The organism is Actinoplanes sp. CA-142083, from assembly GCF_050942195.1.
Classification (GTDB): Bacteria; Actinomycetota; Actinomycetes; order Mycobacteriales; family Micromonosporaceae; genus Actinoplanes.
Genome location: NZ_CP192076.1, coordinates 4197663 through 4223135 on the forward strand (window position 1 = coordinate 4197663; position 25473 = coordinate 4223135).

The 25473-nt window shown below is 71.6% G+C and carries 26 protein-coding genes and 1 riboswitch; of the genes, 21 read left to right on the top strand and 5 right to left on the bottom strand.

Features of this window, described 5'->3' with window-relative positions:
- Positions 1–94: 94 nt before the first annotated feature.
- Positions 95–1477, top strand: a complete 1383-nt coding sequence (locus tag ACQPZX_RS19200; protein WP_433382575.1) for a mercuric reductase — start codon at positions 95–97, stop codon at positions 1475–1477.
- 2 nt (positions 1478–1479) lie between these two features.
- Here the strand turns inward: ACQPZX_RS19200 and ACQPZX_RS19205 are convergent, their stop codons facing one another.
- Together ACQPZX_RS19205 and ACQPZX_RS19210 are read right to left on the bottom strand one after the other, a co-directional pair.
- The gene (locus ACQPZX_RS19205; protein ID WP_433382577.1) at positions 1480–2562 is read right to left on the bottom strand and encodes a DUF3866 family protein; all 1083 of its coding nucleotides are present in this window, start codon (positions 2560–2562) and stop codon (positions 1480–1482) included.
- An 11-nt stretch (positions 2563–2573) separates the two neighbouring features.
- Positions 2574–3584 carry a cation diffusion facilitator family transporter gene (locus ACQPZX_RS19210; protein ID WP_433382579.1) on the bottom strand — a complete coding sequence of 337 codons (1011 nt, stop codon included), beginning with the start codon at positions 3582–3584 and terminating at the stop codon, positions 2574–2576.
- 69 nt (positions 3585–3653) lie between these two features.
- On the opposite strand from ACQPZX_RS19210, the gene ACQPZX_RS19215 reads away from it, so the two are divergent.
- The 7 genes from ACQPZX_RS19215 (at position 3654) to ACQPZX_RS19245 (ending at position 8511) form a co-directional block, all read left to right on the top strand.
- Positions 3654–4637, top strand: coding sequence for a helix-turn-helix transcriptional regulator (locus tag ACQPZX_RS19215; protein WP_433382581.1), 984 nt, complete (start codon positions 3654–3656; stop codon positions 4635–4637).
- Positions 4634–5599 (top strand): helix-turn-helix transcriptional regulator, encoded by a 966-nt coding sequence (locus ACQPZX_RS19220; protein WP_433382583.1) that lies wholly within the window; start codon positions 4634–4636, stop codon positions 5597–5599. Before ACQPZX_RS19215 ends, ACQPZX_RS19220 begins: the two co-directional genes overlap by 4 nt.
- A gap of 10 nt (positions 5600–5609) precedes the next feature.
- Positions 5610–5822 (top strand): hypothetical protein, encoded by a 213-nt coding sequence (locus ACQPZX_RS19225; RefSeq protein ID WP_433382585.1) that lies wholly within the window; start codon positions 5610–5612, stop codon positions 5820–5822.
- A 157-nt stretch (positions 5823–5979) separates the two neighbouring features.
- A complete protein-coding gene (gene tatA / locus ACQPZX_RS19230) occupies positions 5980–6282 on the top strand; it encodes a Sec-independent protein translocase subunit TatA (protein ID WP_433382586.1) in 303 nt (100 codons plus the stop codon).
- Between the two features lie 9 nt (positions 6283–6291).
- Positions 6292–7257 carry a twin-arginine translocase subunit TatC gene (gene tatC / locus ACQPZX_RS19235; protein WP_433382588.1) on the top strand — a complete coding sequence of 322 codons (966 nt, stop codon included), beginning with the start codon at positions 6292–6294 and terminating at the stop codon, positions 7255–7257.
- Between the two features lie 14 nt (positions 7258–7271).
- The gene (locus ACQPZX_RS19240; RefSeq protein ID WP_433382590.1) at positions 7272–8171 is read left to right on the top strand and encodes a diacylglycerol kinase family protein; all 900 of its coding nucleotides are present in this window, start codon (positions 7272–7274) and stop codon (positions 8169–8171) included.
- 61 nt (positions 8172–8232) lie between these two features.
- On the top strand, positions 8233–8511 hold the full coding sequence (locus tag ACQPZX_RS19245; RefSeq protein WP_433382592.1) for a hypothetical protein: 279 nt from the start codon (positions 8233–8235) through the stop codon (positions 8509–8511).
- A 120-nt stretch (positions 8512–8631) separates the two neighbouring features.
- On the opposite strand, the gene ACQPZX_RS19250 is transcribed toward ACQPZX_RS19245, so the two are convergent.
- Entirely contained in the window at positions 8632–9375 is a 744-nt protein-coding gene (locus tag ACQPZX_RS19250) for an HAD family hydrolase (RefSeq protein WP_433382594.1), read from the bottom strand.
- Between the two features lie 87 nt (positions 9376–9462).
- On the opposite strand from ACQPZX_RS19250, the gene ACQPZX_RS19255 reads away from it, so the two are divergent.
- The 6 genes from ACQPZX_RS19255 (at position 9463) to ACQPZX_RS19280 (ending at position 15508) form a co-directional block, all read left to right on the top strand.
- The gene (locus ACQPZX_RS19255) at positions 9463–12210 is read left to right on the top strand and encodes a DEAD/DEAH box helicase (RefSeq protein WP_433382596.1); all 2748 of its coding nucleotides are present in this window, start codon (positions 9463–9465) and stop codon (positions 12208–12210) included.
- A gap of 88 nt (positions 12211–12298) precedes the next feature.
- The gene (locus tag ACQPZX_RS19260) at positions 12299–12955 is read left to right on the top strand and encodes a class I SAM-dependent methyltransferase (protein ID WP_433382598.1); all 657 of its coding nucleotides are present in this window, start codon (positions 12299–12301) and stop codon (positions 12953–12955) included.
- Positions 12952–13599 (top strand): nucleotidyltransferase domain-containing protein, encoded by a 648-nt coding sequence (locus tag ACQPZX_RS19265; protein WP_433382599.1) that lies wholly within the window; start codon positions 12952–12954, stop codon positions 13597–13599. Before ACQPZX_RS19260 ends, ACQPZX_RS19265 begins: the two co-directional genes overlap by 4 nt.
- A 10-nt stretch (positions 13600–13609) precedes the next feature.
- The gene (locus ACQPZX_RS19270; protein ID WP_433382601.1) at positions 13610–14371 is read left to right on the top strand and encodes an SAM-dependent methyltransferase; all 762 of its coding nucleotides are present in this window, start codon (positions 13610–13612) and stop codon (positions 14369–14371) included.
- On the top strand, positions 14364–14837 hold the full coding sequence (locus ACQPZX_RS19275; protein WP_433382603.1) for a DinB family protein: 474 nt from the start codon (positions 14364–14366) through the stop codon (positions 14835–14837). Before ACQPZX_RS19270 ends, ACQPZX_RS19275 begins: the two co-directional genes overlap by 8 nt.
- A gap of 2 nt (positions 14838–14839) precedes the next feature.
- Positions 14840–15508 (top strand): Pr6Pr family membrane protein, encoded by a 669-nt coding sequence (locus tag ACQPZX_RS19280; protein WP_433382605.1) that lies wholly within the window; start codon positions 14840–14842, stop codon positions 15506–15508.
- Between the two features lie 297 nt (positions 15509–15805).
- On the opposite strand, the gene ACQPZX_RS19285 is transcribed toward ACQPZX_RS19280, so the two are convergent.
- Together ACQPZX_RS19285 and ACQPZX_RS19290 are read right to left on the bottom strand one after the other, a co-directional pair.
- Positions 15806–16195 carry a C40 family peptidase gene (locus ACQPZX_RS19285; RefSeq protein WP_433382606.1) on the bottom strand — a complete coding sequence of 130 codons (390 nt, stop codon included), beginning with the start codon at positions 16193–16195 and terminating at the stop codon, positions 15806–15808.
- A 228-nt stretch (positions 16196–16423) separates the two neighbouring features.
- A riboswitch (cyclic di-AMP (ydaO/yuaA leader) is annotated at positions 16424–16573 on the bottom strand.
- A gap of 132 nt (positions 16574–16705) precedes the next feature.
- Positions 16706–17776, bottom strand: coding sequence for an XdhC family protein (locus tag ACQPZX_RS19290; protein ID WP_433382608.1), 1071 nt, complete (start codon positions 17774–17776; stop codon positions 16706–16708).
- A 184-nt stretch (positions 17777–17960) separates the two neighbouring features.
- On the opposite strand from ACQPZX_RS19290, the gene ACQPZX_RS19295 reads away from it, so the two are divergent.
- Genes ACQPZX_RS19295 through ACQPZX_RS19325 form a run of 7 tightly spaced genes read left to right on the top strand, consistent with a single transcriptional unit; the run spans position 17961 to position 25243 of the window.
- The gene (locus ACQPZX_RS19295; protein ID WP_433385323.1) at positions 17961–18791 is read left to right on the top strand and encodes an FAD binding domain-containing protein; all 831 of its coding nucleotides are present in this window, start codon (positions 17961–17963) and stop codon (positions 18789–18791) included.
- Between the two features lie 4 nt (positions 18792–18795).
- Positions 18796–19272: a (2Fe-2S)-binding protein gene (locus ACQPZX_RS19300; protein WP_433382610.1), complete on the top strand. Its 477-nt coding sequence runs from the start codon at positions 18796–18798 to the stop codon at positions 19270–19272.
- Positions 19269–21662: an aerobic carbon-monoxide dehydrogenase large subunit gene (locus ACQPZX_RS19305; RefSeq protein WP_433382612.1), complete on the top strand. Its 2394-nt coding sequence runs from the start codon at positions 19269–19271 to the stop codon at positions 21660–21662. Before ACQPZX_RS19300 ends, ACQPZX_RS19305 begins: the two co-directional genes overlap by 4 nt.
- A gap of 26 nt (positions 21663–21688) precedes the next feature.
- The gene (locus ACQPZX_RS19310) at positions 21689–22747 is read left to right on the top strand and encodes an XdhC family protein (protein WP_433382614.1); all 1059 of its coding nucleotides are present in this window, start codon (positions 21689–21691) and stop codon (positions 22745–22747) included.
- On the top strand, positions 22744–23316 hold the full coding sequence (locus tag ACQPZX_RS19315) for a nucleotidyltransferase family protein (RefSeq protein ID WP_433382616.1): 573 nt from the start codon (positions 22744–22746) through the stop codon (positions 23314–23316). The genes ACQPZX_RS19310 and ACQPZX_RS19315 overlap by 4 nt, the downstream gene beginning before the upstream one ends.
- On the top strand, positions 23313–24167 hold the full coding sequence (locus tag ACQPZX_RS19320; RefSeq protein WP_433382618.1) for an AAA family ATPase: 855 nt from the start codon (positions 23313–23315) through the stop codon (positions 24165–24167). Before ACQPZX_RS19315 ends, ACQPZX_RS19320 begins: the two co-directional genes overlap by 4 nt.
- Positions 24164–25243, top strand: a complete 1080-nt coding sequence (locus ACQPZX_RS19325) for an SRPBCC family protein (RefSeq protein WP_433382620.1) — start codon at positions 24164–24166, stop codon at positions 25241–25243. Before ACQPZX_RS19320 ends, ACQPZX_RS19325 begins: the two co-directional genes overlap by 4 nt.
- The last annotated feature ends 230 nt before the right edge of the window (positions 25244–25473 follow it).

Sequence of the window (25473 nt, forward strand, 5' to 3'; positions counted from 1 at the left end):
GGATATATCTCGCACAACCATTTGACAGGCCGGACGAGCTTCGGCATAGTGACTAATGGCAAATGGCTCAGCAACCATTAGAGGCGGGATGGCAATGACCGACACCTACGACGCGATCGTGATCGGGACCAGCCAGGGCGGGCGGTTCCTGCCGGTGGAGCTGGCGCAGGCCGGCCGGCGGGTGGCGCTGGTCGAGCGCGACCAGCTCGGCGGCGTCTGCGTCAACACCGGCTGCACGCCGACCAAGACGATGGTCGCCAGCGCGCGCCTGGCTTACCAGGCGCGCCGCGGCGCGGAGTACGGCGTGCGCACCGGCCCGGTCTCGGTGGACCTGGCCGCGGTGCGCGAGCGCAAGCGCGCCATGGTCGCCGGCGCGCGGGAGAACTACGCGGGCCGGCTGGCCCAGGACGGGATCGACCTGATCGCGGGGGAGGGCCGGTTCACCGGGCCGAACACGGTGGAGGTCGCCCTGACCGGCGGCGGGACGCGGGAGCTCAGCGCGCCGGTGATCGTGATCGACACCGGCACCCGGGCCAAGCCGCTGAGCATTCCGGGCGCGGGCGACGTCCCCGTGCTCGACTCCACGTCGATCATGGAGCTGGACGAGATCCCGGAGCACCTGATCGTCCTCGGCGGCGGCTACATCGGGCTGGAGTTCGGCCAGATGTTCCGCCGGTTCGGCAGCGAGGTCACCATCGTGCAGAGCGCCGCGCGCCTGCTGATGCTCGAGGACGAAGACGTCGTGGACGAGGTCGCCGCGGTCCTGCGGGACGAGGGGATCACGGTCCTGACCTCGTCGGCGCCGGTCCGGGCCGAGGCGGCCGGCGGGGGCCGGGTGCGGCTGACCGTCCGCACCGAGGACGGCGAGCAGGTGATCGAGGGCTCGCATCTGCTCTCGGCGATCGGCCGGGTGCCCAACACCGAGGCGCTCACGCCCGAGGCGGCCGGCATCCGGCTCGACGACCGCGGTTTCATCGTGGTCGACGAGCACCTGGAGACCAGCGCGCCCGGCGTCTACGCGATGGGCGACGTCAAGGGTGGCCCGGCGTTCACGCACGTCTCCTACGACGACTACCGCGTCCTGCGCGCCAACCTCATCGGGAACGAGAAGGCGAGCACGCGCGAGCGGGTCGTGCCGTACGCGGTCTTCATCGATCCTCAATTGGGCCGCGTCGGCCTGACCGAGCGCGAGGCCCGGGCGCGGGGTCGCGCGATCCGGGTGGCGAAGCTGCCGATGAGCGCGGTCGTCCGGGCCATCGAGACCGGGGAGACTCGCGGCTTCATGAAGGCGGTCGTCGACGCGGACAGCGGGCGGATCCTGGGCGCCGCGGTGCTGGGCAGCGAGGGCGGCGAGATCATGACCATGATCCAGGTCGCCATGCTGGGCGGGCTGACCCACACCGACATGGCGGGCGCGATCTTCACGCATCCGCTGCTGGCGGAGGGGCTCAACAGCCTGTTCGGGACGTTCGCCTGAGGTCAGGCGAGCAGCGCGGCGGCGTGCCGTCCGGCGGCGGCCGCGGTCAGGAAGTAGGCGTGGTCCTGGTCGAGGCCGCGGCCCATCGTGGAGAGGCCGACGGGGCTCCTGCGCAGCGCCTCGTCCAGGCCGGCGGTGGCGACGCGGACCAGTCGGTGGCGCGCTCCGAGCGGCGCGAGCGCCGCGTCGATCTCCGCGGCCAGGCGGGGGTCGAGGCCGTCCGGCACCGGCAGGTCCGCGGGCATCAAAGCGACTTTCCCGTACGCCGTGAGCGTGTGATGCGACACGCCGCGGTGCCGGGGGCGGCCGTCGCCGTCGGAGACCCGCAGCGAGCCGACCGGGCGCCCGCCCAGCGTGGCGATGGCGTTGATCGCCTCGCCGAGGGCCACCCCGGAGAAGCCCCAGGTGGTGCCGGTGCCGAGGTTGCCGGGGCCCTGGCTGACGATCGCGATGTCGGCGCGCAGCACGTGCCGGGCGGCGAGCAGGCCGGTGTGCACGGTGCTCGCCTCGAGGTCGCCGCCGAAGGCCTGGCCGGTCGTGACGGTGCCGGCCAGGTGGTCGCGCAGGCCGTCCAGGGTGCGGCTGAACCACGCCGGAAGCGCTCCGCCGTCGGTCATCACGTACGCAATCGTCGCCTTGGGATTGTCGGCCCGGATCCCGGCGAGAACGGCTGGAAGGGCCGAGTGCAGATCGGCCGTGACCACGGGCATGCCCTCGAGGGACTCGGCGGCCGCCATGATCGCGCGATGCGGGGATGCCTCCTCGTCGACGCCGAGCCGGATCGCCTGCAGCGGCGTGTAGCGGGCCTTGACCAGGTGACCCTGATCGCGGGTGGTGCCGTCGGCCACCGGATCCGGGGGAAGCCGGTCGGGAATGGCCACCACCAGGGCGTACCCGCCGGTGCCCAGGCCCATGACCAGCGCGCCGACGTTGAGCAGCACGCGGTCTCCCGGCTGCGGCTCGCCGACCAGCGAGGGATAGGCGAGCGCCCGCAGCACGCCCTGTTCGGTGGCCACGTCCAGCTCGATCGCGCCGTGCCACGTACGGCGGATCGCCTGAACCATCCCGGACCGCCAGCGCACCATGACCGGCGAATCTACTCGACGCCGCCGTCCAGGTGATGGCGACCGGCCGCACCCCGGGTCGGGTCGAGGAAGACGTACCGGATGCCGGGGTATCGGGCCCGCAGCCGCCGCTCGGCGTCGTCGGAGGCCGCCTCGATCTCGCCGCCGGTCACCTCGTCCTCGAAGTCGACCTTGGCGGCGACCAGGATGTCGCCCGGGCCCAGCTGCATGGTCAGCAGCGTCGGGACCGCCACCACGATCGGGATGTCGGCGATGTCGGCGGCGATCTGGTTGTGGATCCGGCGCGGCACCGAGCGGCCCACCAGCAGCGACGCGTTGCTGCGGGCCAGGATCGCGGCGACCAGGAACAACAGCACGCCGATGGCGATCGAGCCGAGCCCGTCCCAGAGCTCGTCGCCGGTCATCTGGGTCAGCAACAGCCCGAGCGCGGCCAGGACGAGGCCGATCAGCGCGGCCGAGTCCTCGAAGTAGACCGCCTTGACCGTGGTGTCCGGGGTCAGGCGCAGGAAGCGGGACCGGGTGACGCCCCAGCGGCGCGACTCGCCGGCGACCTGGCGCTGGGCGCGCAGGAACGACGTCCCCTCGGCGAGGAACGAGATCCCCAGCACGACGTACGACCACAGGAAGTCGCCGGTCTTCTCCTCGGCCACGATCGACGTGATGCCGTGGTAGATCGAGAAGGCGGAACCCCCGACGAACGTGAACAGGGCGGCGATGAACGCCCAGACGTAACTCTCCTTGCCGTACCCGAAGGGGTGTTCCTCGTCGGCCGGCCGCCGGCCGCGTATGAGCGCGACGTACAGGAAGACCTCGGTGATCGTGTCGGCGAACGAGTGGGCCGCCTCGGAGAGCATCGCCGACGACCCGGAGAACAGGCCGGCCACGAGCTTGGCGAGCGCGATCGCGAGGTTGGCCGAGCCCGCCAGGATGACGGTGCCGATGCTCTCGTTCTCACCCTCCTCGGGCTCGCCGGGTACGGGCAACGGCTCGGCGCCGGCCAGGCCGGTCTGTTCGGACGTCACGGGATCATCCTTCCCCCCGCCGGTTACGAAATAACAGTGCGGGGCGGATGGCTGCTAGCGTTGCCTCTCGTGTCGCGCACCCGCACCGAGCGCCTGGTCAATCTCGTGATCTGCCTGCTGTCCACGCGACGGTTCCTGACCGCCGCGCAGATCGCCGCGACCGTGCCGGGTTACGAGCACGACCCCGAGGACCCGCGCGACCACGAGGCCTTCCAGCGCAAGTTCGAGCGGGACAAGGCCGAGCTGCGCGAGCTCGGCGTGCCGCTGGAGACGGGTACGGCCAGCGTCTTCGACCAGGAGCCGGGCTACCGTATCGCCAGCCGCGAGTATTCCCTGCCCGACATCCTCCTCGAGCCCGACGAGGCCGCCGCGGTGGGCATCGCGGCCCGCCTCTGGCAGCACGCCGGCCTCGCCGCGGCCGCCTCGTCGGGGCTGGCCAAGCTGCGCGCCGCCGGCGTCGAGGTCGACCCGCAGGCCACGCTCGGCGTCGAGCCGGTCGTCACCGTCGACCCCGCCTTCGGGCCGCTGACCAGCGCGGCCCGTGACCGCCGCGCGGTGACGTTCAGCTACCGGGTGCCCGAGGTCGACGAGCCCGCCACCCGCCGACTCGAGCCGTGGGGCGTGGTCTGCTGGCGCGGCCGCTGGTACGTGGTGGGCCACGACCGCGACCGGAACGCCACCCGCTGCTTCCGCCTCTCCCGCATCGTCGGCAACGTGCGGCCGGTCGGGCGGCCGGGCGCGTTCACACCGCCCGCGAACGAGGATCTGATCAGCCACGTCGCCGGGTGGGACGGCCCGCACCAGCACACCGGCCGGGCTTCCGTCGTGGCCCGCCACGGCCGCGCGGCGGGCCTGCGCCGGTGGGCCGTGTCCACCCAGCCGGACCCGTCCGGCGATCGGCTCGTCCTGCCCTACGCGGACGCCGAGCGTCTCGCCGCGACCCTCGCCGGTTACGGCCCGGACGTCTACGTCGAGGGACCGCCCGAGGTGCGGGACGCGGTGATCCAGCACCTCAAGGAGGTCATGGCCCGGCACGAGGGAGTGGCGGCATGACCAGCCCGAAGCCGTCCGTCGACCGCCTCGGCCGGCTGCTCAACCTCGTGCCCTACCTGCTCGCCCGCCCCGGGATCCTGATCTCCGAGGCCGCCGCCGACTTCGACATCAGCGAGAAGCAGCTGCGCGAGGACCTCGAGCTGCTCTGGGTGTGCGGGCTTCCCGGGTACGGCCCGGGCGACCTCATCGACATGGCGCTCGACGGCGACCGGGTGACGATCAGCCACGACGCCGGCATCAACCGCCCCCTGCGCCTGAACCAGGACGAGGCGCTCGCCCTGGTGGTGGCGCTGAGGATGCTGGCCGAGACACCCGGCACCGGCACCCGCGACGTGATCGAGCGGGCCCTCGCCAAGATCGAGAGCGCGGCCGGCGACCTCGCCGACGCGCCGGTCGCGGTGAAACTGCCGGCCAACGCCGAGAAGCTCGACAAGGTCCGGTCCGCGGTCGAGGGCGGCCACGCGCTGGAGATGACCTACTACACGGCGGCCCGGGACGAGACCACGTCGCGGGTGGTGGACCCGATGCGGGTGCTGATGGTGGGCGGCCGGGCGTACCTGGAGGCCTGGTGCCGGCGGGCCGAGGCGGTCCGGATGTTCCGGGTCGACCGGATCGACGCGTTCGCCGAGCTGGACGAGCTGTCGGCGCCGCCGGCCGAGGCGTCGCCGCAGGACGTCAGCGACGGGGTCTTCCGGCCCACCGCCGACCTGCCGCTGATGACGCTGCGGATCGGGCGGCACAGCCGGTGGATCACCGAGTACTACCCGGTGGAGGAGGTCCGCCGCTCGGCGTCCTCGTCCGAGTGGGTCGTGACCATGCGGATCACCGACCTGGGCTGGGCGCAGCGGCTGCTGCTCGGGCTCGGACCGGACGTCACCGTGATCGGGCCGCCCGAGCTGCTCGAGCGGATCCGGCAGCAGGCCACGGCCGCGCTCGACCAGTACAGCTCGCCGGCCCGGTAGGGTGGCTGCCGTGCTGCTCTGGGTCTGGATCGCCGTTGTCGTGGTCGCGCTGATCATCCTGGTCGCCTCGGCGGCGCCGCTGCTCGGCAAGCTGGGCGGCCTGCGCCGGGCCGCGGCGAAACTCCAGCGCGCCCAGGCCGAGGCGCTGAAACTCCAGGAGAGGATGCTGGCCCTGCAGGAGACGGTCGCGCAGGTGGAGGCCAAGGTCCCGCACCGGAAGTAGCCTTTACAGATCTTGTCCGGCGACGGTAGCGTGCGGCGTTCCTTCCTCGTTGTCCAAGACTTCGTGTGAATCCGGCCGGGTCCCGTGGGCTACTTCACCAGAATTGCCACGTACGATGGACCCCGCACAACTTGATCCGACCGACTGGAGTTCTCCCATGGGTGCCCTCAAGCCATGGCACATCGCCATCTTCGTGGTCGTCCTCGTGCTGCTGTTCGGCGCGAAGCGACTTCCCGACGCGGCCCGGTCGCTCGGCCGTTCGCTGCGCATCATCAAGGCGGAGACGAAGGGCCTCATCGACGAGAACAACAACGTCGCGGAGAAGGCCGAGCCCGAGTACCACCGCCAGCCCCTGCAGGGCGACGTGCAGCCGCCGCAGGCGCAGGCCTACCAGCCGCCGCCCGCGCAGCCACAGGCCCAGCCGTACGTGGACCCGGTGCAGCGCACCAACGACCGCTGACAGCCGGTCATGGCGCTGACCCTTCGCCGTCAGGGGCGGCCCAGCAAGTTCCAGCAGGCCGCCGACGGCTCGATGACGCTCATCGACCACATCCGGGAGCTTCGTAACCGGCTGTTCGTGGCCTCGCTCGGCCTGGTGGTCGGCCTGATTGTCGGCTTCATCCTGTCGAACTGGGTCTTCGGCCTGCTCAAGGAGCCGTACTGCGATCTGCCGTCGTCCTGGTCCACGCGGACCGACGGCACGACCTACTGCGACTTCCTGGTGCTCGGCGTCGGCGACGGCCTGATCATCCGACTCAAGATCGCGCTGTGGGTCGGCATCATCGTCGGCGCTCCCGTCTGGCTCTACCAGCTCTGGGCGTTCATCGCGCCCGGCCTGCACCGGCACGAGCGCAAGTGGGCGTACATCTTCGTCGCGATCGCGGCGCCGCTGTTCATCGTCGGCGCGGTCCTGGCCTACCTGGTGGTCGGCCACAGCCTGGCCTTCATCATGGAGGCCGGCGTCCTGGGCGAACCGACGAAACTCGAAGTCGGGAGCTATTTAGGCTTCGTCTCGAGCATGCTTCTGCTGTTCGGGGCGGCCTTCGAGTTCCCGCTGATCCTGCTGATGCTGAACTTCACCGGTGTGGTGTCGGCCCGCCGGCTGCTCGGCTGGTGGCGGATCGTGATCTTCCTGTCGTTCGCGTTCGCCGCGGTCGCCACCCCCGACCCCGGCCCGTTCGGCATGACGCTGCTCGCCGCCTGCATGGTGTTGCTGTACTTCATCGCGGTCGGCATCGGCTTCATCAACGACCGGCGCAAGGGCCGTGGCAAGGAGATCTACGCCGACCTCGACGACGACACCATCTCGCCGCTCGAGGACGACCGGGTCCCGGTCGGCGCCGCCGATCCGATCGAGGCGCCCAGCCCGGTCGACGGCCCGGCGCCGGTGACCAAGCCGCTGCCGCTCGAGGGCCGTTTCGACGACATGACGTAGTAATGTCGCCCGCCATGACAAGCGGTGACATCGCGGTGCTGGCCAACCCCCGCGCGGGGCGCGGCCGGCACCGCGGTCTGCTTCCGGGGGTGGTGCGGCGGCTCGGGGCCGCCGGGCACGCCGTACGGCTGCTGGAGGCGTCAACCGCGGAGGAGGCGGAGAAGGCCTGCCATCGGGCCGTCGGGGACGGCTGCGCGGCTCTGGTGGCCGTTGGCGGCGACGGGACGGTGCACCTCGCCCTGCAGGCCGCCGCGTCCCGCCCGGTCGCGTTCGGCGTGGTGCCGGCCGGGACCGGGAACGACTTCGCGGCCGGAACCGGGGTGTCGCCCGATCCACTGACGGCGGCGTCCGCGATCGCCTCCGCCCTCGAGTCCTCCTCCTTCGCGCCGATCGATCTCGCCCGCGCGGTGGGGACCGACGAGGAGAAGCGCTGGTTCGGCGCCGTGCTGGCCGCCGGCTTCGACGCGATCGTGAACGAACGGGCCAACCGGATGCGGTGGCCGCGCGGGCCGCGGCGGTACGACCTGGCGATCGCTCTGGAGATGGCGCGGGTGCGGCCCCGGCTGTACGCCCTGGAGATCGACGGGGTGGACCACGGCTTCGAGGGGACGCTGGTCGCCGTTGGTAATTGTCCCAGTTACGGCGGCGGTTTACGGATTGTCCCGGCGGCGGACCCCTCGGACGGCCTGCTCGACGTGGTGACGGCCCTGCCACTTTCCCGCGCCGCGATGGCCCGGTTGAAGCCGCGCTTACGTCGGGGCACCCACGTGACCGACCCGCGGGTGCGGACATATCGGGCGACGCAGGTGCGCCTGCACTCGGACGGGATCATCGCGTACGCCGACGGCGAGCGGCTCGGCCCGCTCCCGCTGGAGATCACCTGCGTCCCCGGGGCGCTGCGCCTGCTGCGGTAGCGGTCCGGTTGCGCGGCGGCCCACGCGGTCAGAAATCCCGGGTCCGGCCGAACCTGAGAGCATGTCGCTCAGTTCGCTCCGCTCGTTCAGTGGCGCCGCGTCGCTCGCCACCACCGCCTTCGACACCGCTCGCTCGACGCTGAAGGCGATGGCCGAGGCGGCCGTCCCGCCCGGCGAGGCCGCGGAGACGACGGGCGGCGAGCGGCCGGACCAGGGCGCCGCGCCCGCGATGATGTCGGCGGAGCCGACCGTCGCCAAGAGCGAGGCGGCCGAGCGGACGCCCACCGAGAAGCGCAAGGCCGGCATCCGCAAGGGCCTCGCGCTGGACGCCTACGCCTGACGCCTACGCCTGACGCCTACGCCTGACGCCTACGCCTGACGCCTACGCCTGACGCCTACGCCTGACGCCTACGCCTGACGCCTACGCCTGACGCCTACGCCTGACGCCTTACGGGCCGGCTCAGGCGCCGCAGCCGGCCAGGGCCAGGGCGGCGGTGAGGCCGTTGGGGCGGCCGGGCTCGGAGGCCGGCAGGACCAGGGCCGCGCAGCCCGCCTTCACCGCGCCGGCGTCGGCGGGGGAGTCGCCGACCATCAGCGTGCGCTCGGGGTCGGCGCCGAGCATGCCGCAGGCCCGCAGGAAGATGGCCGGGTCGGGCTTCATGCGGCCGAGCTCGTAGCTCAAGGCGTACGCGTCGATCATGGAATTGAGGCCCCACGCGTCGAAGTGGGGACGGATGTCGAAGCCGACGTTGCTGACCACCGCCACCTTGATGCCGGCGTCGTGCAGGGTGCGCAGGGTCGGCTCGGTGTCGGCGTAGGGCAGCCAGCCCTCTGGGCCCAGCAGCCGCTCGTACAGGGCGTCCGCGAGGCCCTCGACCTCCGTGGTCACGGTGGCGGCCAGGCCCGTGTAGGCGGCGCGGTGGCTGTGCGCGTACAGATCTCGATCTGACCAATGCTCCGCCAGATGGGGCGGCACCCGGGCCGGAAGTGGTCCCCCAGCTCGGCCGGCCATCACCAAGCGGTCGGCGAGCGTCGTCGCCCGGCCCCGATCCAGCTCGTGGCCGCAGGCCACCGCGGCCGCCTGAACCCACTGGATCGGATCCTCCACCTGGGCCAGCGTGCCGTGGAAATCGAACAGCACGGCCTCGACCTGGCGGGACGGCCGATGGGGAGGATGATCGGTCGATTCCACGGCTTCCGGCACGGATGCACGATACCTACCCGGTCCGGAGCCGTGAGACGCCACCGCCGGTGCTGCGAGTTGTCATACCCAGCAAGTAGCGTTGTGGTCATGACAAGTCCCGCCGAACGCTATGCCCAATCCAAACGGCGGGCGGCGTTCCCGGCGCTCGAGGATTTCATGGTCGACGTCGGCTTCGACCTCGACGACTTCCAGCGCTCGGCGTGCGAGTCGCTCGAGCGTGGCAGCGGGGTGCTGGTCTGCGCGCCGACCGGTGCCGGCAAGACGGTGGTGGGCGAGTTCGCCGTGCACCTCGCGCTGCGGGCGGGCGAGCGCAAGTGCTTCTACACCACCCCGATCAAGGCGCTGTCCAACCAGAAGTATCACGACCTCGTCGAGCGCTACGGCCCCGACAAGGTCGGCCTGCTGACCGGCGACAACGCGATAAACGGCGACGCCCCGGTGGTGGTGATGACCACCGAGGTCCTGCGCAACATGCTCTATTCGGGCTCGGCCGCTCTCAAGGGCTTGGCCTATGTGGTGATGGACGAGGTGCATTACCTCGCCGACCGGTTCCGCGGCGCGGTCTGGGAGGAGGTGATCATCCACCTCCCGGCGTCGGTGACCCTGGTCTCGCTGTCCGCGACGGTCAGCAATTACGAGGAGTTCGCCGACTGGCTGGTCACCGTGCGCGGCGAGACCGAGGTGGTGGTCAGCGAGCACCGGCCGGTCCCGCTGTGGCAGCACATGCTGGTCGGCCGCCGCATGTTCGACCTGTTCCACGACGCCGACGCGGCCCGCAAGCACGACGTGCACCCCGAGCTGCTGCGCTACACGCGTGAGATGGAGCGCCGGCTCGAGCTCACCGACCGGTCGCACGGGCCGGGCTATCGCGGGCGTTCCCGGCGCTGGCAGCCGCCGCCGCGCCCCGAGGTGGTCGACCGGCTCGAGCGGTCGGGCCTGCTCCCGGCGATCCTGTTCATCTTCAGCCGGGCCGGCTGCGACGCGGCCGTCCAGCAGTGCCTCTCGGCCGGGCTGCGCCTGACCGACTCCGACGAGCGCGCCGAGATCCGCCGCATCGCCGACGCCAAGGTGGCCGGCATCCCGCGGGAGGACCTGTCGGTCCTGGGCTACTGGGAGTGGCTCGACGGCCTCGAGCGGGGTATCGCGGCCCACCACGCCGGCATGCTGCCCGCCTTCAAGGAGGCGGTCGAGGAGTGCTTCGTGCAGGGGCTGGTCAAGGCGGTCTTCGCGACCGAGACTCTGGCCCTGGGCATCAACATGCCGGCCCGCTGCGTGGTGCTCGAGCGGCTGGTCAAGTTCAACGGCGAGACGCACGCCGACCTGACCCCGGGGGAGTACACCCAGCTCACCGGCCGGGCCGGCCGCCGCGGCATCGACGTCGAGGGCCACGCCGTCGTGCTGTGGAGCCCCGAGGTCGACCCGCGCCACGTCGCCGGGCTCGCTTCCACGCGTACTTATCCGTTGCGCTCCTCGTTCCGCCCTTCGTACAACATGGCGGTCAACCTGGTCGGCACGGTCGGCGCCGACAAGGCCCGCGACCTGCTCGAGTCGTCGTTCGCCCAGTTCCAGGCCGACCGCTCGGTGGTGGGCCTGGCCCGGCAGGTGCAGCGCAACGTCGACACCATGGAGGCGTACGGGAACGACGCCGCCTGCCACCACGGCGACTTCGACGAGTACTTCGGGATCCGGGTCGCCATCGCCGACCGGGAGCGCGCGCTCGCCCGGCAGGGCGCCAACCAGCGGCGGGCCGCGGCGGTGTCCTCGCTGGAGCGGCTGCGGGTCGGCGACGTCATCCGGGTGCCGCAGGGGCGGCGGGCCGGGCTCGCGGTCGTGCTGGAGGCGCCGACCGGGGGCTTCGGCGAGCCGCGGCCGCTAGTGCTGACCCAGGACAGGTGGGCCGGGCGGGTCAGTCCGGCCGACTTCCCGGGCGAGGTGGAGGTGCTCGAGCGCCTGCGCGTACCCAAGCATTTCAACCACCGCAACCCGTCGGCCCGCCGCGACCTCGCCGCCCAGATCTCCGCGACCGGCCTCGACCGGCACGGCGGCGGCCGGCGCGGTCGCCGCGGCGGCGGGGGCAACACCGGCGAGGACGCCGAGATCGCGCTGCTCAAGGTGCGGCTGCGGCAGCACCCTTGCCACGCCTGCCCCGACCGCGAGGAGCACGCCCGCTGGGCCGAGCGGCGGCACCGGCTGCTGCGCGACACCGAGGCCCTGCGCGACAAGGTCGCGGGCCGCACCGGTTCGCTGGCGCGCACGTTCGACCAGGTGTGCGCGGTGCTGGGCGATCGGGGTTACCTGTCGCCCGATGGTGAGGTGACCGAGGCGGGCCGCATGCTCGGCCGCATCTGGTCCGAGGCCGACCTGCTGGTCGCCGAGTGCCTGCGGCAGGGCGTCTGGGACGGTCTGGAGCCCGACGAGCTGGCCGCGGCCGTCTCGATGGTGCTGTACGAGTCGCGCCGCGAGGGCGACGACCGGGCCTCGGTGCCGAAGGGCCCGATCACCGCGGCCGTGGATGCCTGCACCAAGCTGTGGGGCGAGATCGCCGCCGACGAGTCCGACCACGGCCTGGCCCTGACCCGCGAGCCCGACCCGGGTTTCGTGTGGCCGATGTTCCGGTGGGCCCGCGGCGAGCCGCTGGCCCGGGTGCTGGCGAGCGGCCACAACTACGACGCCGACATGCCGGCGGGCGACTTCGTGCGCTGGGCGCGGCAGGTGCTCGACCTGCTCGGCCAGATCAAGGAGGCCCCGGCGTCCTCGACCGGCGTGCGCGACGCGGCCCGCAAGGCGATCGCGGCGGTCAACCGGGGGGTGCTGGCCTATCAGGGCGAGCTCTGAGATCACCGAGGCCAACCGGTCCAGCTGGAACCTGATCGCCGCCAAGCGGTCCGGTGTCCCCATCGAGCGCTTCCGGCGGGGCGAGGGTGTGCTCGAGGAGTTCGAGGTGCGGCTTGCCGGTGACGTGGCGGGCCGTCGGGTGGTGCAGCTCGCGTGCTCGTGCGGGGACGAGGTGTTGTCCTGGGCCAACCTCGGGGCGACCGCGACGGGCGTGGACATCTCCGATGTGGCCATCGAGATGGCCCGGGCCCGCGCGGCCGAGGCGGGTGTCGCCGCCGACTTCCGCCGGGCCGACATGATGAGCCCGCCCGGCGACCTCGTCGAACTCGACCTGGTCTATCTCAGTTGGGGCGCGATCTGCTGGGTGCCCGACCTCGCCGCGTTCGCCGGCATGGTCGCGGCGCGGCTGCGACCCGGCGGCGCCGTGCTGCTCTGCGACCATCACCCGGTGTGGGAGGTGCTGGCCGTCCACGAGGGTGGGCTCACGCTGGCCGGCGACTACTTCGGACGGGAGCGGCCGAACGCCGTCCAGGACGACGCCAAGCGCCCGATCGGCGCGCGCGGCGAGCCGGATCCGCCGCCGTTCTCCGCGTTCGTGTGGCCCGTCAGCGACGTGGTGATGGCGTTCGTCAACGCCGGCCTTCGGCTGGAGGCGTTCTTCGAGGAGCCGGCGGCGGAGCTCTATGCGGGGCTGAGCGCCCTGCCCGCCTACTACGTCGTCAAGGCCATCAAGTGGACCCCGTGACCGTTGCACGCGAGCTGGTTCACGACCGGTTTCCCGACGCCTCGTGGGCCATGCTCACCGGCAGCGTGGTCACCGCGCATCGGACGGCCGGGTCCGATCTGGACATCGTCGTCATGCGCGACGACGAACCGGGGTATCGGGAAAGCCTGCGCTACAAGGGCTGGCCGGTGGAGCTGTTCGTGCACACGCCGGAGCGTCTGGCCGGGTTTCTCGCCGGCGAGCTGGCAAAACGCAAGCCGAGCACGCACCGCATGCTCGCCGGTGGCGTGGTGCTGACCGGCGATCCGGGCGACCTGCCGGCCCGCTGCGCGCGGGTGCTCGCCGACGGGCCGGGGCCGCTGCCGGCCGCCGAGAGCGACCGGCTGCGGTACGGCCTCACCGACCTGCTCGACGACTATCGGTACGCCGGCGATGCGGGCGAGCGCGCGGTGATCGCGGCGGCGTTGTGGACGGAGGCGGGGCGGGCCGCGCCGGCGTTCGCCGGGCGGTGGATCAGCGGCGGGAAATGGCTGCTGCGGGAGCTGCGCGAGCTCGACCCGGAACTCGCCGAGCGCTGGCTGGCGGCCCGCGACGATCCGGCCGCCTTCGCCATCGAGATCTTGGAGCGGGCCGGCGGGCCACTGTTCGATGGTTACCGCGCCTAGACTGCCGACAATGATCGATACGACGGTGGCGCATCCGGCGCGGCGGTACAACTACTGGCTCGGCGGCGAGCATCATTTCGAGGCCGACCGGGCGTCGGGGGACGCGATCGAGGCGGCCATGCCGACGATCCGGCTCATGGCGGTGGAGAACAGGCGGTTCCTCGGGCGGGCGGCGCGTTATGTCGCGGCGCAAGGGGTGCGGCAGTTCCTCGACATCGGCACCGGGATCCCGGCGCCGGGCGGGGTGGCCGGCAACGTGCCGGCGGAGGCCCGCGTCGTCTTCGTCGACAACGATCCGCTGGTGCAGGAGCATTCGGCTGCGCTGCGCGGCGAGGGACGGGCCTACATCGAGGCCGATCTGCGCTCGCCGGCCGCGATCCTTGACCACCCCGCGCTCAAGGCGACGCTCGATCTGGGCGAGCCAGTTGGGCTGATGCTGGCGGCGGTGCTGCATTTCATCCGCGACGACGAGGACCCCCAGGGCATCGTGCGCACGCTGATCGGCGCGCTCGCGCCCGGCAGCTACGTGGCGGCCAGCCACGCGACCTGGGAGTACGTGTCGCCGGCGGCGGTAGCCCAGCTGACCGCGCAGAACCCGGGCGGCCGCTTCGTGCCGCGCGACGGCGCCGAGTTCGCGGCGTTCTTCGCCGGCCACGAGCTCGTCGAGCCGGGGCTGGCCTCGGTCGCCCACTGGCACGCCGGCGACGAACCCCAGCCGCGTCCCGCGATCGAGGACGTGGCCTGCAACGGATTGGTGGCCCGCCGTGCCTGATCGACGACCGCCGCGGACGGTGACGGGGGAGCGCGCCACGCTGGTCGGGCTCCTGCAGTTTCAGCGGGAATCGCTGGTGCGCAAGGTGATCGGGGTCGGCGACGAGGACGCGCGCCGATCGCCGGTCGGCAGCGGGACCAGCCTGCTCTGGCTGGTCAAACACCTGACGTGGGCCGAGCTGTCGTGGTTTCTCGTGCGCTTCGCGGGCGAGGACGTCACGCTCCCGGACGAAGAGGTCCGGGAGGGCGACACCTTGCGCGAGGCCATTGACGCGTACGAGGCCGCATGGCAACGCGTCGCGCCGGTGCTCACCGACGGGGACCTCGAGGCGATGCTCGCGCGCGACGACGGGCAGCCGCGCTGCAATCTGCGGTTCGTCATCGGGCACATGCTGGAGGAGACGGCCCGGCACGCGGGGCACGCCGATATCCTGCGGGAACTCATCGACGGATCGACCGGGCGGTAGCAATGGTCTGGCAGAGGCCCCAGTTCTGGCTGCGCGCGGCCATCGTCGCGTGCGGCGCGTCGGGGCTGCTCATGGCGGAGCAGCGGCTCATCTACTTCACCGCGCAGAGCAACCTGCTGACGCTCGCGTACTTCGTGGGCGCCCTGTACTGGATGATCAAGCGGGACACGGTCGAGCCGCCCGCGCCCCGGTGGCGCGGCGCGGTCACGCTGTGGATCCTGATCACCTGCCTGATCTCGCACTTCATGCTCAACCACGGCGAGAACCCGTTGCCGGGCCTGGCCGCCGCCGACCCGGGCGTGGCGCTGACCAACCGGTCGCTGTTCCTGGTGCACTACGTGGTGCCGGTGCTCGTGCTCGTCGACTGGGTGGCGTTCGGGCCGCACCGGATCGTCCGCTGGCGGGACATTCCACTGTGGATTGCCTACCCGCTCGGCTACGGCGTGATGATCGAGCTGCGGGGCGGCCTGCTGCCGGCGGCGCCGGTGCGGTACCCGTATTTCTTCCTCGACCCCGGGGAGCACGGGTACGACTGGGTGGGCTTGCAGTTCGTGCAACTCGCCCTGATCTTCGGGGCGCTGGGGGCGGTCGTGGTCGGCCTGGACCGACTGGCGGCGGCGGTGGGCCGGGCCAGACAGCCGGCCGAGGACCCGGTCGCGGCGGACGCCTGACCGGCCGGCGCCCTCTCGGCGGACGGGCGCCGCGATGGCTGCCGCGCCGCGGTGCGCGTCGCGCTGAGATGGGCGCCCCGCCGCGCTGGGATGGGCGCCACGCCGCGCTGGGATGGGCGCCACGCCGCGCTGGGATGGGCGCCACGCCGCGCTGGGATTGGCGCAGCTGGGATGGGCGCCGCGCTGGGATGGGAGGGGAGCCGCGCGCCGATGAGCGTCCCGCTGGGATGGGTGCCTTGCCGCGGTGGTGCCGGGCCGCGGAAGGGCGCCGCCGTGGGCGCCCCGCCGCGGGGGTGATCAGGCGCCGATGCGGCCGTAGCGGACCTCGCGGGGGTTCCAGATCTTGGCCAGGCGGACGCGGTCGCCCGGCTTCGGGGCGTGCCAGACGCGGCCGGCGCCGGCGTAGACGGCCACGTGGTAGGCGTGGTGGCCGTGCACCCAGAAGACCAGGTCGCCAGGGCGGGCGGCGGCGCGGCTGACCGGGCGGGCGGCGCGGTACTGGGCGTTCGCGGTGCGGGGCAGGCTGATGTGGGCGGCACGGTAGGCGTAGCCGGACAAGCCCGAACAATCGAACGCGGTCGGGCCGGCGGCGCCTCGGCGATAGGGCTTGCCGCGCTGGGCGCTGGCCGCCGCGATGATGAGCTTGCCGCGCAGCAACGCGGCCTGGGCCGGCGAGAGCGACGCCACGCGGGCGTGAGGCGCGGCGTGGGCGAGAGACGCCGCGCGGGCGCGGGGCGCGGCGTGGGACACAGACGCCGTGCGGGCGAGGGAAGCCGCGCGGGAGGCGGAAGCCGCGTGGGAAGTGGGTGCCGCGTGGGCCACGGACGGGGCGAACAGAAGGGGCAGGAGGGCAGCAAACGCCGCGAGTAGGACGAACTTGGGCATGGCAGAGCGGAGACGGGCAGACAAAGCGATCCTTGGTCCTTCAACCGCCTGCGAGGTTAGCTGTCGGGTTGGGCCTGAAGGCGGCCCGTCGCGTCCAAGGCGACTTCACCCCAAGCCGGCGAGCCGGCGTGAAAAGGGGTCCCCCGCTCCCGCCCACTGAAGCTTCCGCATCGGAGACATGGACCGCGCGCGGTGGGCGGGACTCGGCGTCCCCGCGCGGTGGCGGCCGCCGGTGGTGCAAGCGCGGCCGCAGGACGAGATCGGGCCGGCGGCGGCGGAACCGCGGGAAAGGGCCGGGTTGCACCCCGACGGCTACCCGTGAATCGGGGCGTCCAGCCCGGTGAGGGGCAGACCGGACCCGCCCCACGCCGACGCGACGATCTCGGCGGCGATCGCGACCGCCGTCTCCTCGGGGGTGCGGGCGCCCAGGTCCAGGCCGATCGGAGCGGACAACCGGGCCAGGGCGGCCTCGGAGACGCCGGCCTCGCGCAGGCGGCGCATCCGGTCGGAATGGGTGCGGCGGCTGCCCATCACGCCGATGTAGCGGGCGGGCGTGCGCAACGCGACCTCGAGGAGCGGCACGTCGAACTTGGGGTCATGGGTGAGGACACAGAGCACGGTGCGCTCGTCGACCGCCGTGGACTCCAGGTAGAGATGCGGCCATTGCACGACCAACTCGTCGGCCGACGGGAAACGCTTGTGGGTGGCGAAGACCGGACGCGCGTCGCAGACGGTCACGTGATAGCCGAGGAAGCCGCCTATCCGGGCCACCGCGCCGGCGAAGTCGATCGCGCCGAAGACAATCATGCGGGGCGGCGGCAGATAGGTCTGCACGAAGATCTCGACGGCGGCGAGGCGCTGCTCACCGTGGGCGCCGAGGTGGATCACGCCGGTGGTGCCGGCCGACAGCATCCCGGCCGCCTGCTGCTCGGCCGCCCGGTCCAGGCCGGCGTCGCCCAGCGAGCCGACGACGTGGGAGGGCCAGACCGCGATCTGGTTGTTGCCCACCGAGACGGTCGCGACCGGCTGGCCCGAGACGAGGGCGGCGAGCACGTTGTCGAGGTCGGCGAGGGCCACCCACGGCTGGACCAGGACCTCGATCGTCCCGCCGCACGTCAGCCCCACCTCGAACGCGTCGCCGTCGCTCACGCCGTACGTGTGCTGCTGTGCCTTTTTGGTCTCGATGACCTCCTCGGCGGCGGCGTAGACCGCGCCCTCCACGCACCCGCCGGAAACGCTGCCGAGAACCTCGCCGCGCTCGTTGACCGCCATGGCCGAGCCGGGCTGCCTGGGGGCCGAGCTCCAGGTGCGCACGACGGTGGCCACGGCGAACGCCAGGCCCTCCGCGCGCCATGCCACCAGCCCGTCAACGATGTCCCGCACGCCCAAACCCTCCGTGATCGAGCGGCTGATCGTCAACGGCTAGTTAAGAGATCCCTTAGGTCGCTGTTGACATTGATCACCGCGCGCGAGAGGTTCACCAGGCCCCGCCCCCGCGAGGAAAATTCAGTTTGGGAGGTGCAGCGTGCAGGTGCCGGCCCCGTTCGAGTATGAACGCGCCACCACTGTGGACCATGCCATCGGACTGCTGGAACGTCTGGGTAGCTCAGCGCGGCTCGTCGCGGGCGGGCACAGCCTGCTGCCGATGATGAAGCTTCGACTGGCGAACTTCGAATACTTGATCGACATCAACCCTCTTCACGAGGAGCTCGGCTACATCAAGATCAACACCGATGACGTACGCGTCGGCGCGCTGACCCGGCACCGCGAGCTGCTGGAGTCGGACGAGCTCGCGGCGGCGTTCCCGATCTTCCGGGAGGCCGAGCGGGTGATCGCCGACCCGGTGGTGCGCAACCGGGGGACGCTCGGCGGGTCGCTGTGCCAGGCGGATCCGAGCGAGGACCTGTCGGCGGTGTGCACGACGCTCGACGCGCAGTGCGTGATCCGCGGGCCCCGGGGCGAGCGGGTCGTCTCGATGAAGGAGTTCCACGTCGGCCCTTACGAGACGGCGGTCGGGGACGACGAGATCCTTACCGAGATCCGGTTGCCGCGCCGGCCTGGCCACGGCAGCGCCTACGAGAAGGTCGAGCGGCGCGCGGGAGACTGGGCGGTCGTCAGCGCCGGGGCGGCGGTGTGGCTCAACGGCGACGGGACCATCGCGGACGCCCGCGTCGGTCTCGCTGCTGTCGGCCCAAATACCACCGGAATTCCTGAAATTTCGGACATCATGCGCGGCCAGGTCGCCGATGAGCCTCTTTTCGAACGGGCCGGCGCGATCGCGGCGCGCAGCTGCGACCCGGTCACCGACCAGCGGGGCAGCGAGGAGTACAAGCGCCACCTAGCGGACGAGTTGACCCGAAGGACCCTGCGCAAGGCCGTCGAGCGGGCGAGGAGCTGAACCGATGCAGGTCACGATGACCGTCAACGACGTCGAGGTCACCCGGGAGATCGAGGGGCGGCTGCTGCTCGTGCACTTCCTGCGGGACGTGCTCGGCCTGACCGGCACCCACTGGGGCTGCGACACCAGCAACTGCGGCACCTGCGTGGTCTGGCTGGACGGCGAGCCCGTCAAGTCGTGCACCGTGCTGGCCGCGATGGCCGGGGGCCACGAGGTCCGTACGGTGGAAGGCCTTGCCCGCAACGGCGAGCTGGACCCGATCCAAGAGGGCTTCATGCAGTGCCACGGCCTGCAGTGCGGCTTCTGCACGCCGGGCATGATGATGACCTGCCGGGCGCTGCTCGATCGCAACCCCGACCCGACGGACGCCGAGATCCGTGAAGCGATCTCCGGGCAGATCTGCCGCTGCACCGGGTATTCGACGATTGTCCGTTCCGTGCGGTGGGCTTCGGTGCATTCCTCGAAGGAGATCCCGGCATGACCACAGTGCAGGATCCGAAATTCACGGAATTTCATGACAACGACCAGAAGCCCGTCGGCTTCGGCCGGATGCTGCGCAAGGAGGACCCTCGTTTCCTCCGGGGCCGCGGCCGCTACACCGACGACGTGCAGCTCCCGGGCATGCTGCACCTGGCCATCCTGCGCAGCCCGTTCGCCCACGCGAAGATCCTCAGCGTCGACACCAGCGCCGCCGAGGCATCCCCGGGCGTGAAGCTGGTCGTGACGGGCGCGATGCTCGCCGAGAAGGGCCTGGCCTGGATGCCGACCCTCTCCAACGACGTGCAGGCGGTGCTGGCCACCGACAAGGTCCGGTTCCAGGGCCAGGAGGTCGCCTTCGTCGTCGCCGAGGACCGGTACGCCGCCCGCGACGCGCTCGAGCTCATCGAGGTGGAGTACGACGTGCTCGACCCGGTCATCGACGCCCGCAAGGCGCTCGAGCCGGACGCGCCGCTGATCCGCGACGACCTGCAGGGCAAGGAGAACAATCACGTCTTCGACTGGGAGACCGGTGACGAAGCCGCGACCGAGGCGGTATTCGCGTCGGCTGACGTAGTCGTACAGGAAGACATTGTTTATCCGCGCGTGCACCCGGCGCCGATGGAGACGTGTGGCGCCGTCGCCGATTTCGACGCCGTCGAAGGAAAACTGAAGCTCTGGTCGACGACCCAGGCGCCGCACGCGCACCGCACCCTTTACGCCATTGTGGCCGGCCTTCCCGAGCACAAGATCCAGGTCATTGCGCCGGACATCGGCGGCGGTTTCGGCAACAAGGTGCCGATCTACCCCGGGTACGTCTGCGCGATCGTCGGCTCCATCCTGACCGGCAAGCCGGTGAAATGGATGGAGGACCGCTCGGAAAACCTGATCAGCACCGGGTTCGCCCGCGACTACATCATGCGCGGCGAGATCGCGGCCACCCGCGACGGCAAGATCCTGGCCATTCGCACGAACGTGCTCGCCGACCACGGCGCGTTCAACGGCACGGCGGCGCCGGTCAAATATCCGGCCGGTTTCTTCGGCGTCTTCACCGGCAGCTACGACCTGCAGGCCGCGTATTGCAAGATGACCGCGGTCTACACCAACAAAGCGCCCGGCGGTGTCGCGTACGCCTGCTCGTTCCGCATCACCGAGGCGGTCTACCTGGTCGAGCGGATCGTCGATTGTCTCGCGCACGAGCTGGGCATGGATCCCGCCGAGCTGCGCCTGAAGAACTTCATCCAACCCGAGCAGTTCCCGTACGAGACGAAGACCGGCTGGGTCTACGACTCCGGCAACTACGAGCCCACGATGCGCCTGGCCATGGACATCGCCGGGTACGCCGACCTGCGCAAGGAGCAGGAGGAGAAGCGGGCCCGGGGCGAGCTGATGGGCATCGGCATCGCGTTCTTCACCGAGGCGGTGGGCGCCGGGCCGCGCAAGCACATGGACATCCTCGGCCTCGGCATGGCCGACGGGTGTGAGCTGCGGATCCACCCGACCGGCAAGGCCGTGGTGCGGCTGTCGGTACAGAGCCAGGGCCAGGGCCACGAGACGACGTTCGCGCAGATCGTGGCCGAGGAGATCGGCATCCCGCCGGCCGACATCGAGGTCGTGCACGGGGACACCGACCAGACGCCGTTCGGCCTCGGCACGTACGGAAGCCGCTCGACACCGGTCTCGGGGGCGGCGGCCGCGCTGGTCGCCCGGAAGGTCCGCGACAAGGCGCAGCTGATCGCCTCGGCGATGCTGGAGGTGTCGGTCGCCGACCTCGAGTGGGTCAAGGGCGCGTTCCAGGTCAAGGGCGACCCCGGCAAGTCGGTGACCATCCAGGACGTGGCGTTCCGCGCGCACGGCGCCGGCGACCTGCCGGACGGCGTGGAGGGCGGGCTCGAGGCGCAGATCTGCTACAACCCCTCGAACCTGACCTACCCGCACGGCGCGTACATCTGCGTCGTCGACATCGACCCGGGCACCGCGCAGGTCAAGGTGCGCCGCTTCATCGCGGTCGACGACTGCGGCACCCGGATCAACCCGATGATCATCGAGGGCCAGATCCACGGCGGCCTCACCGACGGCGTCGGCATGGCGCTGATGGAGATGATCGCCTTCGACGAGGACGGCAACTGCCTCGGCGCCTCGCTGATGGACTACCTGATCCCCACGTCGCTCGAGGTGCCCGACTGGGAGACCGGTTACACGGTCACGCCGTCGCCGCACCACCCGATCGGCGCGAAGGGCGTGGGGGAATCGGCCACGGTCGGCTCGCCGCCGGCCATCGTCAACGCGGTGGTCGACGCGCTCAAGCCGTTCGGCATCCGGCACGCCGACATGCCGCTCACCCCTTCCCGAGTCTGGGACGCCATGCGCGGCCGGGCGACGCCCCCGATCTAGGAGTCGTTATGTCGATGGCGGCACGCGTGGACGAGCTGACCGGCCTCCGCCGGCCGTTCGTGCACGCCACGGTGGTGCGCGCGCAGGCGCCCACCTCGGCGGTGCCGGGCGACGACGCGGTGATCCTCGCCGACGGGTCCATCGAGGGCTTCGTCGGCGGGGTCTGCGCCGAGACATCGGTGCGGGCCGCCGCGCTCGACACGCTCCGCGATGGCAACACCCTGCTGCTGCGCGTGCTCCCCGACGGCGCCCCCTCATTTCCGGACACCCCGGGCGCGCAGGTTGTTGTCAATCCCTGTTTGTCGGGCGGCGCCATCGAGATCTTCCTGCGCCCGATCCTGCCGCGCCCGCTGATCGGCGTAGCCGGCTCAACGACGCCTATCGGCGCCGCGGTGGTCACCCTGGCCGGTTTCCTCGATCTCGAAATCGCCAAACCCATGGCGTACGCGGGTGCCAGCGCGGTCGTCGTCGCCGGCCTGGGCCGCGATGACGAGCAGGCGATCCGCGCGGCCCTCGACGCCGGCGTCCCGCTGATCGCGCTGGTGGCAAGCCGCACCCGGGGAGCGGCCGTCCTCGACGCCATGGGCCTGACAGACGAGGAGCGCTCCCGGGTGCGGCCGCACGCGGGGATTGATATTGGAGCTCGGACACACAAGGAGATCGCGCTCTCGGTGCTGGCCGAGATCATCCGGGAGATCCGCACGGAGTCTCTCGACCCGGCGCCCGCCGCGCCCGCGCCGCCCGCCGCGCCCGCGCCGCCCGCCGCGCCCGCGCCGCCTGCCGCGCCTGCGCCGCCCGCCGCGCCTGCGCCGCCTGCCTCGGCCGCGCCCGCGCCGCCTGCCTCCGCCGCGCCTGCGAGCGCCGCCCTCCGCCTTCTCGCTGTGACCGACATTTCAGAAATGTCAGGATCTGCGGCGATGGCGGCTGGCGGTGGGCAGGGGACGGGGATTGCTCGGACGGCGGTTGATCCTGTTTGTGGGATGTCCGTGGTTATCGGCGAGGGCACGCCGCATGCCGTGGTTGACGGGGTGGAGCATTGGTTCTGCTGTGTGGGGTGCCGCGATCGGTTTGTGGCGGCCTCATGACGGTCGCCGGGCTGGTGCTCGCCGCTGGAGGGTCGCTGCGGCTCGGGGAAGCCAAGCAGCTGCTGCCCTACCGCGGGCGCACGCTGCTCGACGCGACCCTCGACATGGCTCGGGCCTGTGGATTTGATCAGTTGCTGGTGACGCTCGGCGGGTCGGGGGCGGAGGTTCGGTCGCGCGTTGACCTGAGCGGCTGCACCGTGGTCGACAACCCAGACTTCTCGGACGGGTGCGGGTCGTCTATCCGGACGGCGGTGCCGCATGTCGAGGCCGATGCGGTGGTGCTTCTGCTGGGGGATCAGCCGGGAATCGATCCCGGCGATGTGCGGCGACTGTGCGAAACCCGTACGGAAATAGCGGTTTGCCGTTATGTGGACGGACTTGGGCATCCATTCTTGTTCCGGCGGGAGACTTTCGGGGTGTTGAGCACGCTGCATGGGGACAAGGCCGTGTGGAAGGTGCTGCATTCCGGGGAATTCGAAGTCGCGCAGATGCCGGTCGCGCGCGAGACGCCGATCGATGTGGACACCCGTGCGGACTATCGGCGGCTGCTGTCGGGGGAGCGCCGGTGAACGACCCGCTCGAGGTGAGCCGGCGCCTGGACGCGGTCGACTACCTGGTCGACGACGGGCTGGCGATGGCCATTTTCCTCTCGCTGCGGCTGGGGAAACCGCTCCTGCTCGAAGGCGAGCCGGGCGTAGGGAAAACCGCGGCGGCCAAGGCGCTGGCGCTCGCGCTCGACACACCGTTCATCCGGCTGCAGTGCTACGAGGGGCTGACCGCGGGCGAGGCTCTTTACGAATGGAACTACCAGCGGCAGCTGCTCGCGATCCGGCTCGCCGAGGCGCGGCACGAGCGGCTGGCCGACGACGACCTTTTCACTGCCGAGTTTCTGCAGGAGAGGCCCATTCTGCGGGCCGTACGACATGACGGGCCCAGGCCGCCGGTGCTCCTGATCGATGAGATCGACCGGGCCGACGACGAGTTCGAGGCGTTACTCTTCGAATTCCTCGGGGAGGCGGCGGTGACCGTTCCCGAGCTCGGAACCTTCACGGCTTCCCGCCCGCCGGTCGTGGTGCTGACCTCCAATCGCAGCCGCGAACTGCACGACGCTCTGCGGCGGCGCTGCCTCTACCACTGGATCGAGTTCCCGTCGGCCGCGCGTGCCGCCGAGATCGTGCGGCGGGCCGTCCCCGGTGCGACGCATCCGCTGATCGCGAGCGCTACCGAGTTCATCGGGCGGGTGCGCAAGCTGGAGCTTGACAAGGCGCCCGGCCTGGCCGAGACCATCGACTGGGTATCGGCGCTCTCCGCGCTCGGCGCCACCGAGCTCGCGCCCGCCGACATGCTGAGCACCATCGGCACGATCGCCAAGACACCCGACGACCGGCTAGCCATCGCCGTCGCTTTGGAGACGCCATGAAGATCACGAACGAGTTCACCGTGCACACCCCGATCGAGCGTGCCTGGGCGGTGCTGACCGACCTCCAGGGCATCGCGCCGTGCATGCCCGGGGCGCAGCTCACCGGCGTCGAGGGCGACACCTACAAGGGCAAGGTCAAGGTCAAGGTGGGCCCGGTGATCTCCGAGTTCGCGGGGACGGCGCGCTTCGCCGAGAAGGACGAGGCCGGCTATCGCGCCGTCATCGACGCCAAGGGCCGCGACGCGCGGTCGGCGGGCAACGCTTCGGCACTGGTCACGGCCGTCCTGACACCGGCCGGATCGAGTACGTCGGTGAGCGTCGACACCGACCTGAAGATCAGCGGGAAGCTGGCCCAGTTCGGCAGCGGCATGATCAAAGAGGTGTCCGGAAAGCTGCTGGCCCAGTTCGTGGCGAACTTGGAGGCCAAGCTCGCGGCCGAGGAGCCCACCGCCGCCGCGACAACCGACTCACCGGCCGCCGCGCCCACTGACTCGCCGGCTGCCGCGCCCACTGACTCACCGGCTGCCGCGCCCACTGACTCACCGGCTGCCGCGACGACTCGCTCACCGGCCGCCGCTGCGGACGCCGCGCCCGGGGATTCGCCCGCGGCAGCGTCCGCCGCCGACTCGACGCCCGCCACTGGCTCGTCGGCGGGCACCGCTGGGACCGCAACGACCACCGCTTCCAAGGCCGTCCCCCAGAAGACGGCCGGGGAAGCGGTCCCTCCTGCGTCGGCGTCCCCCGTGCCGACGCAGGCCGCGCCGGCGCCAAGTGCGCCGGCGAAGCCCGCGGCGGTCGCGCCGGCAACGGCGCCCGCCGCGGGTCCGGTGACGGCGCCCTCGGATTCGGCGCCGGCTACTTCCGCTGCGCCGGCCCCTGCCTCCTCCGCTACTGCGCCGGTCCCTGCCTCTTCCGCTGCCTCTCCGGCGGCGTTCTCCCCAACGAGTGCCGATGAGCCCGAGCCGCTCGACCTGCTCAGCGTGGCGGGGAGCTCGATCTACAAGCGGGCGATCCCGGTCGTGATCGGCCTGGTCGTCGTGGGGGCCGTCATTGCCTGGGCCATCGCGCGGCGCTGAGCCCACGCCGGGCTCGCCTCGCGGGGCCGGGTCGACGCCGGGTTCGCCTCGGGGCGCTGGGTCGACGCCGGGTTCGCTTCGCGGGGCTGGGTCGACGCCGGGTTCGCCTCGGGGCGCTGGGTCGACGCCGGGTTCGCTTCGCGGGGCTGGGTCGACGCCGGGCTCGCCTCGCGGGGCTGAGCCGACGCCGGTCCTGCTGCGTGGCGTCGATCGGGCGGCGTTTGCCGTGG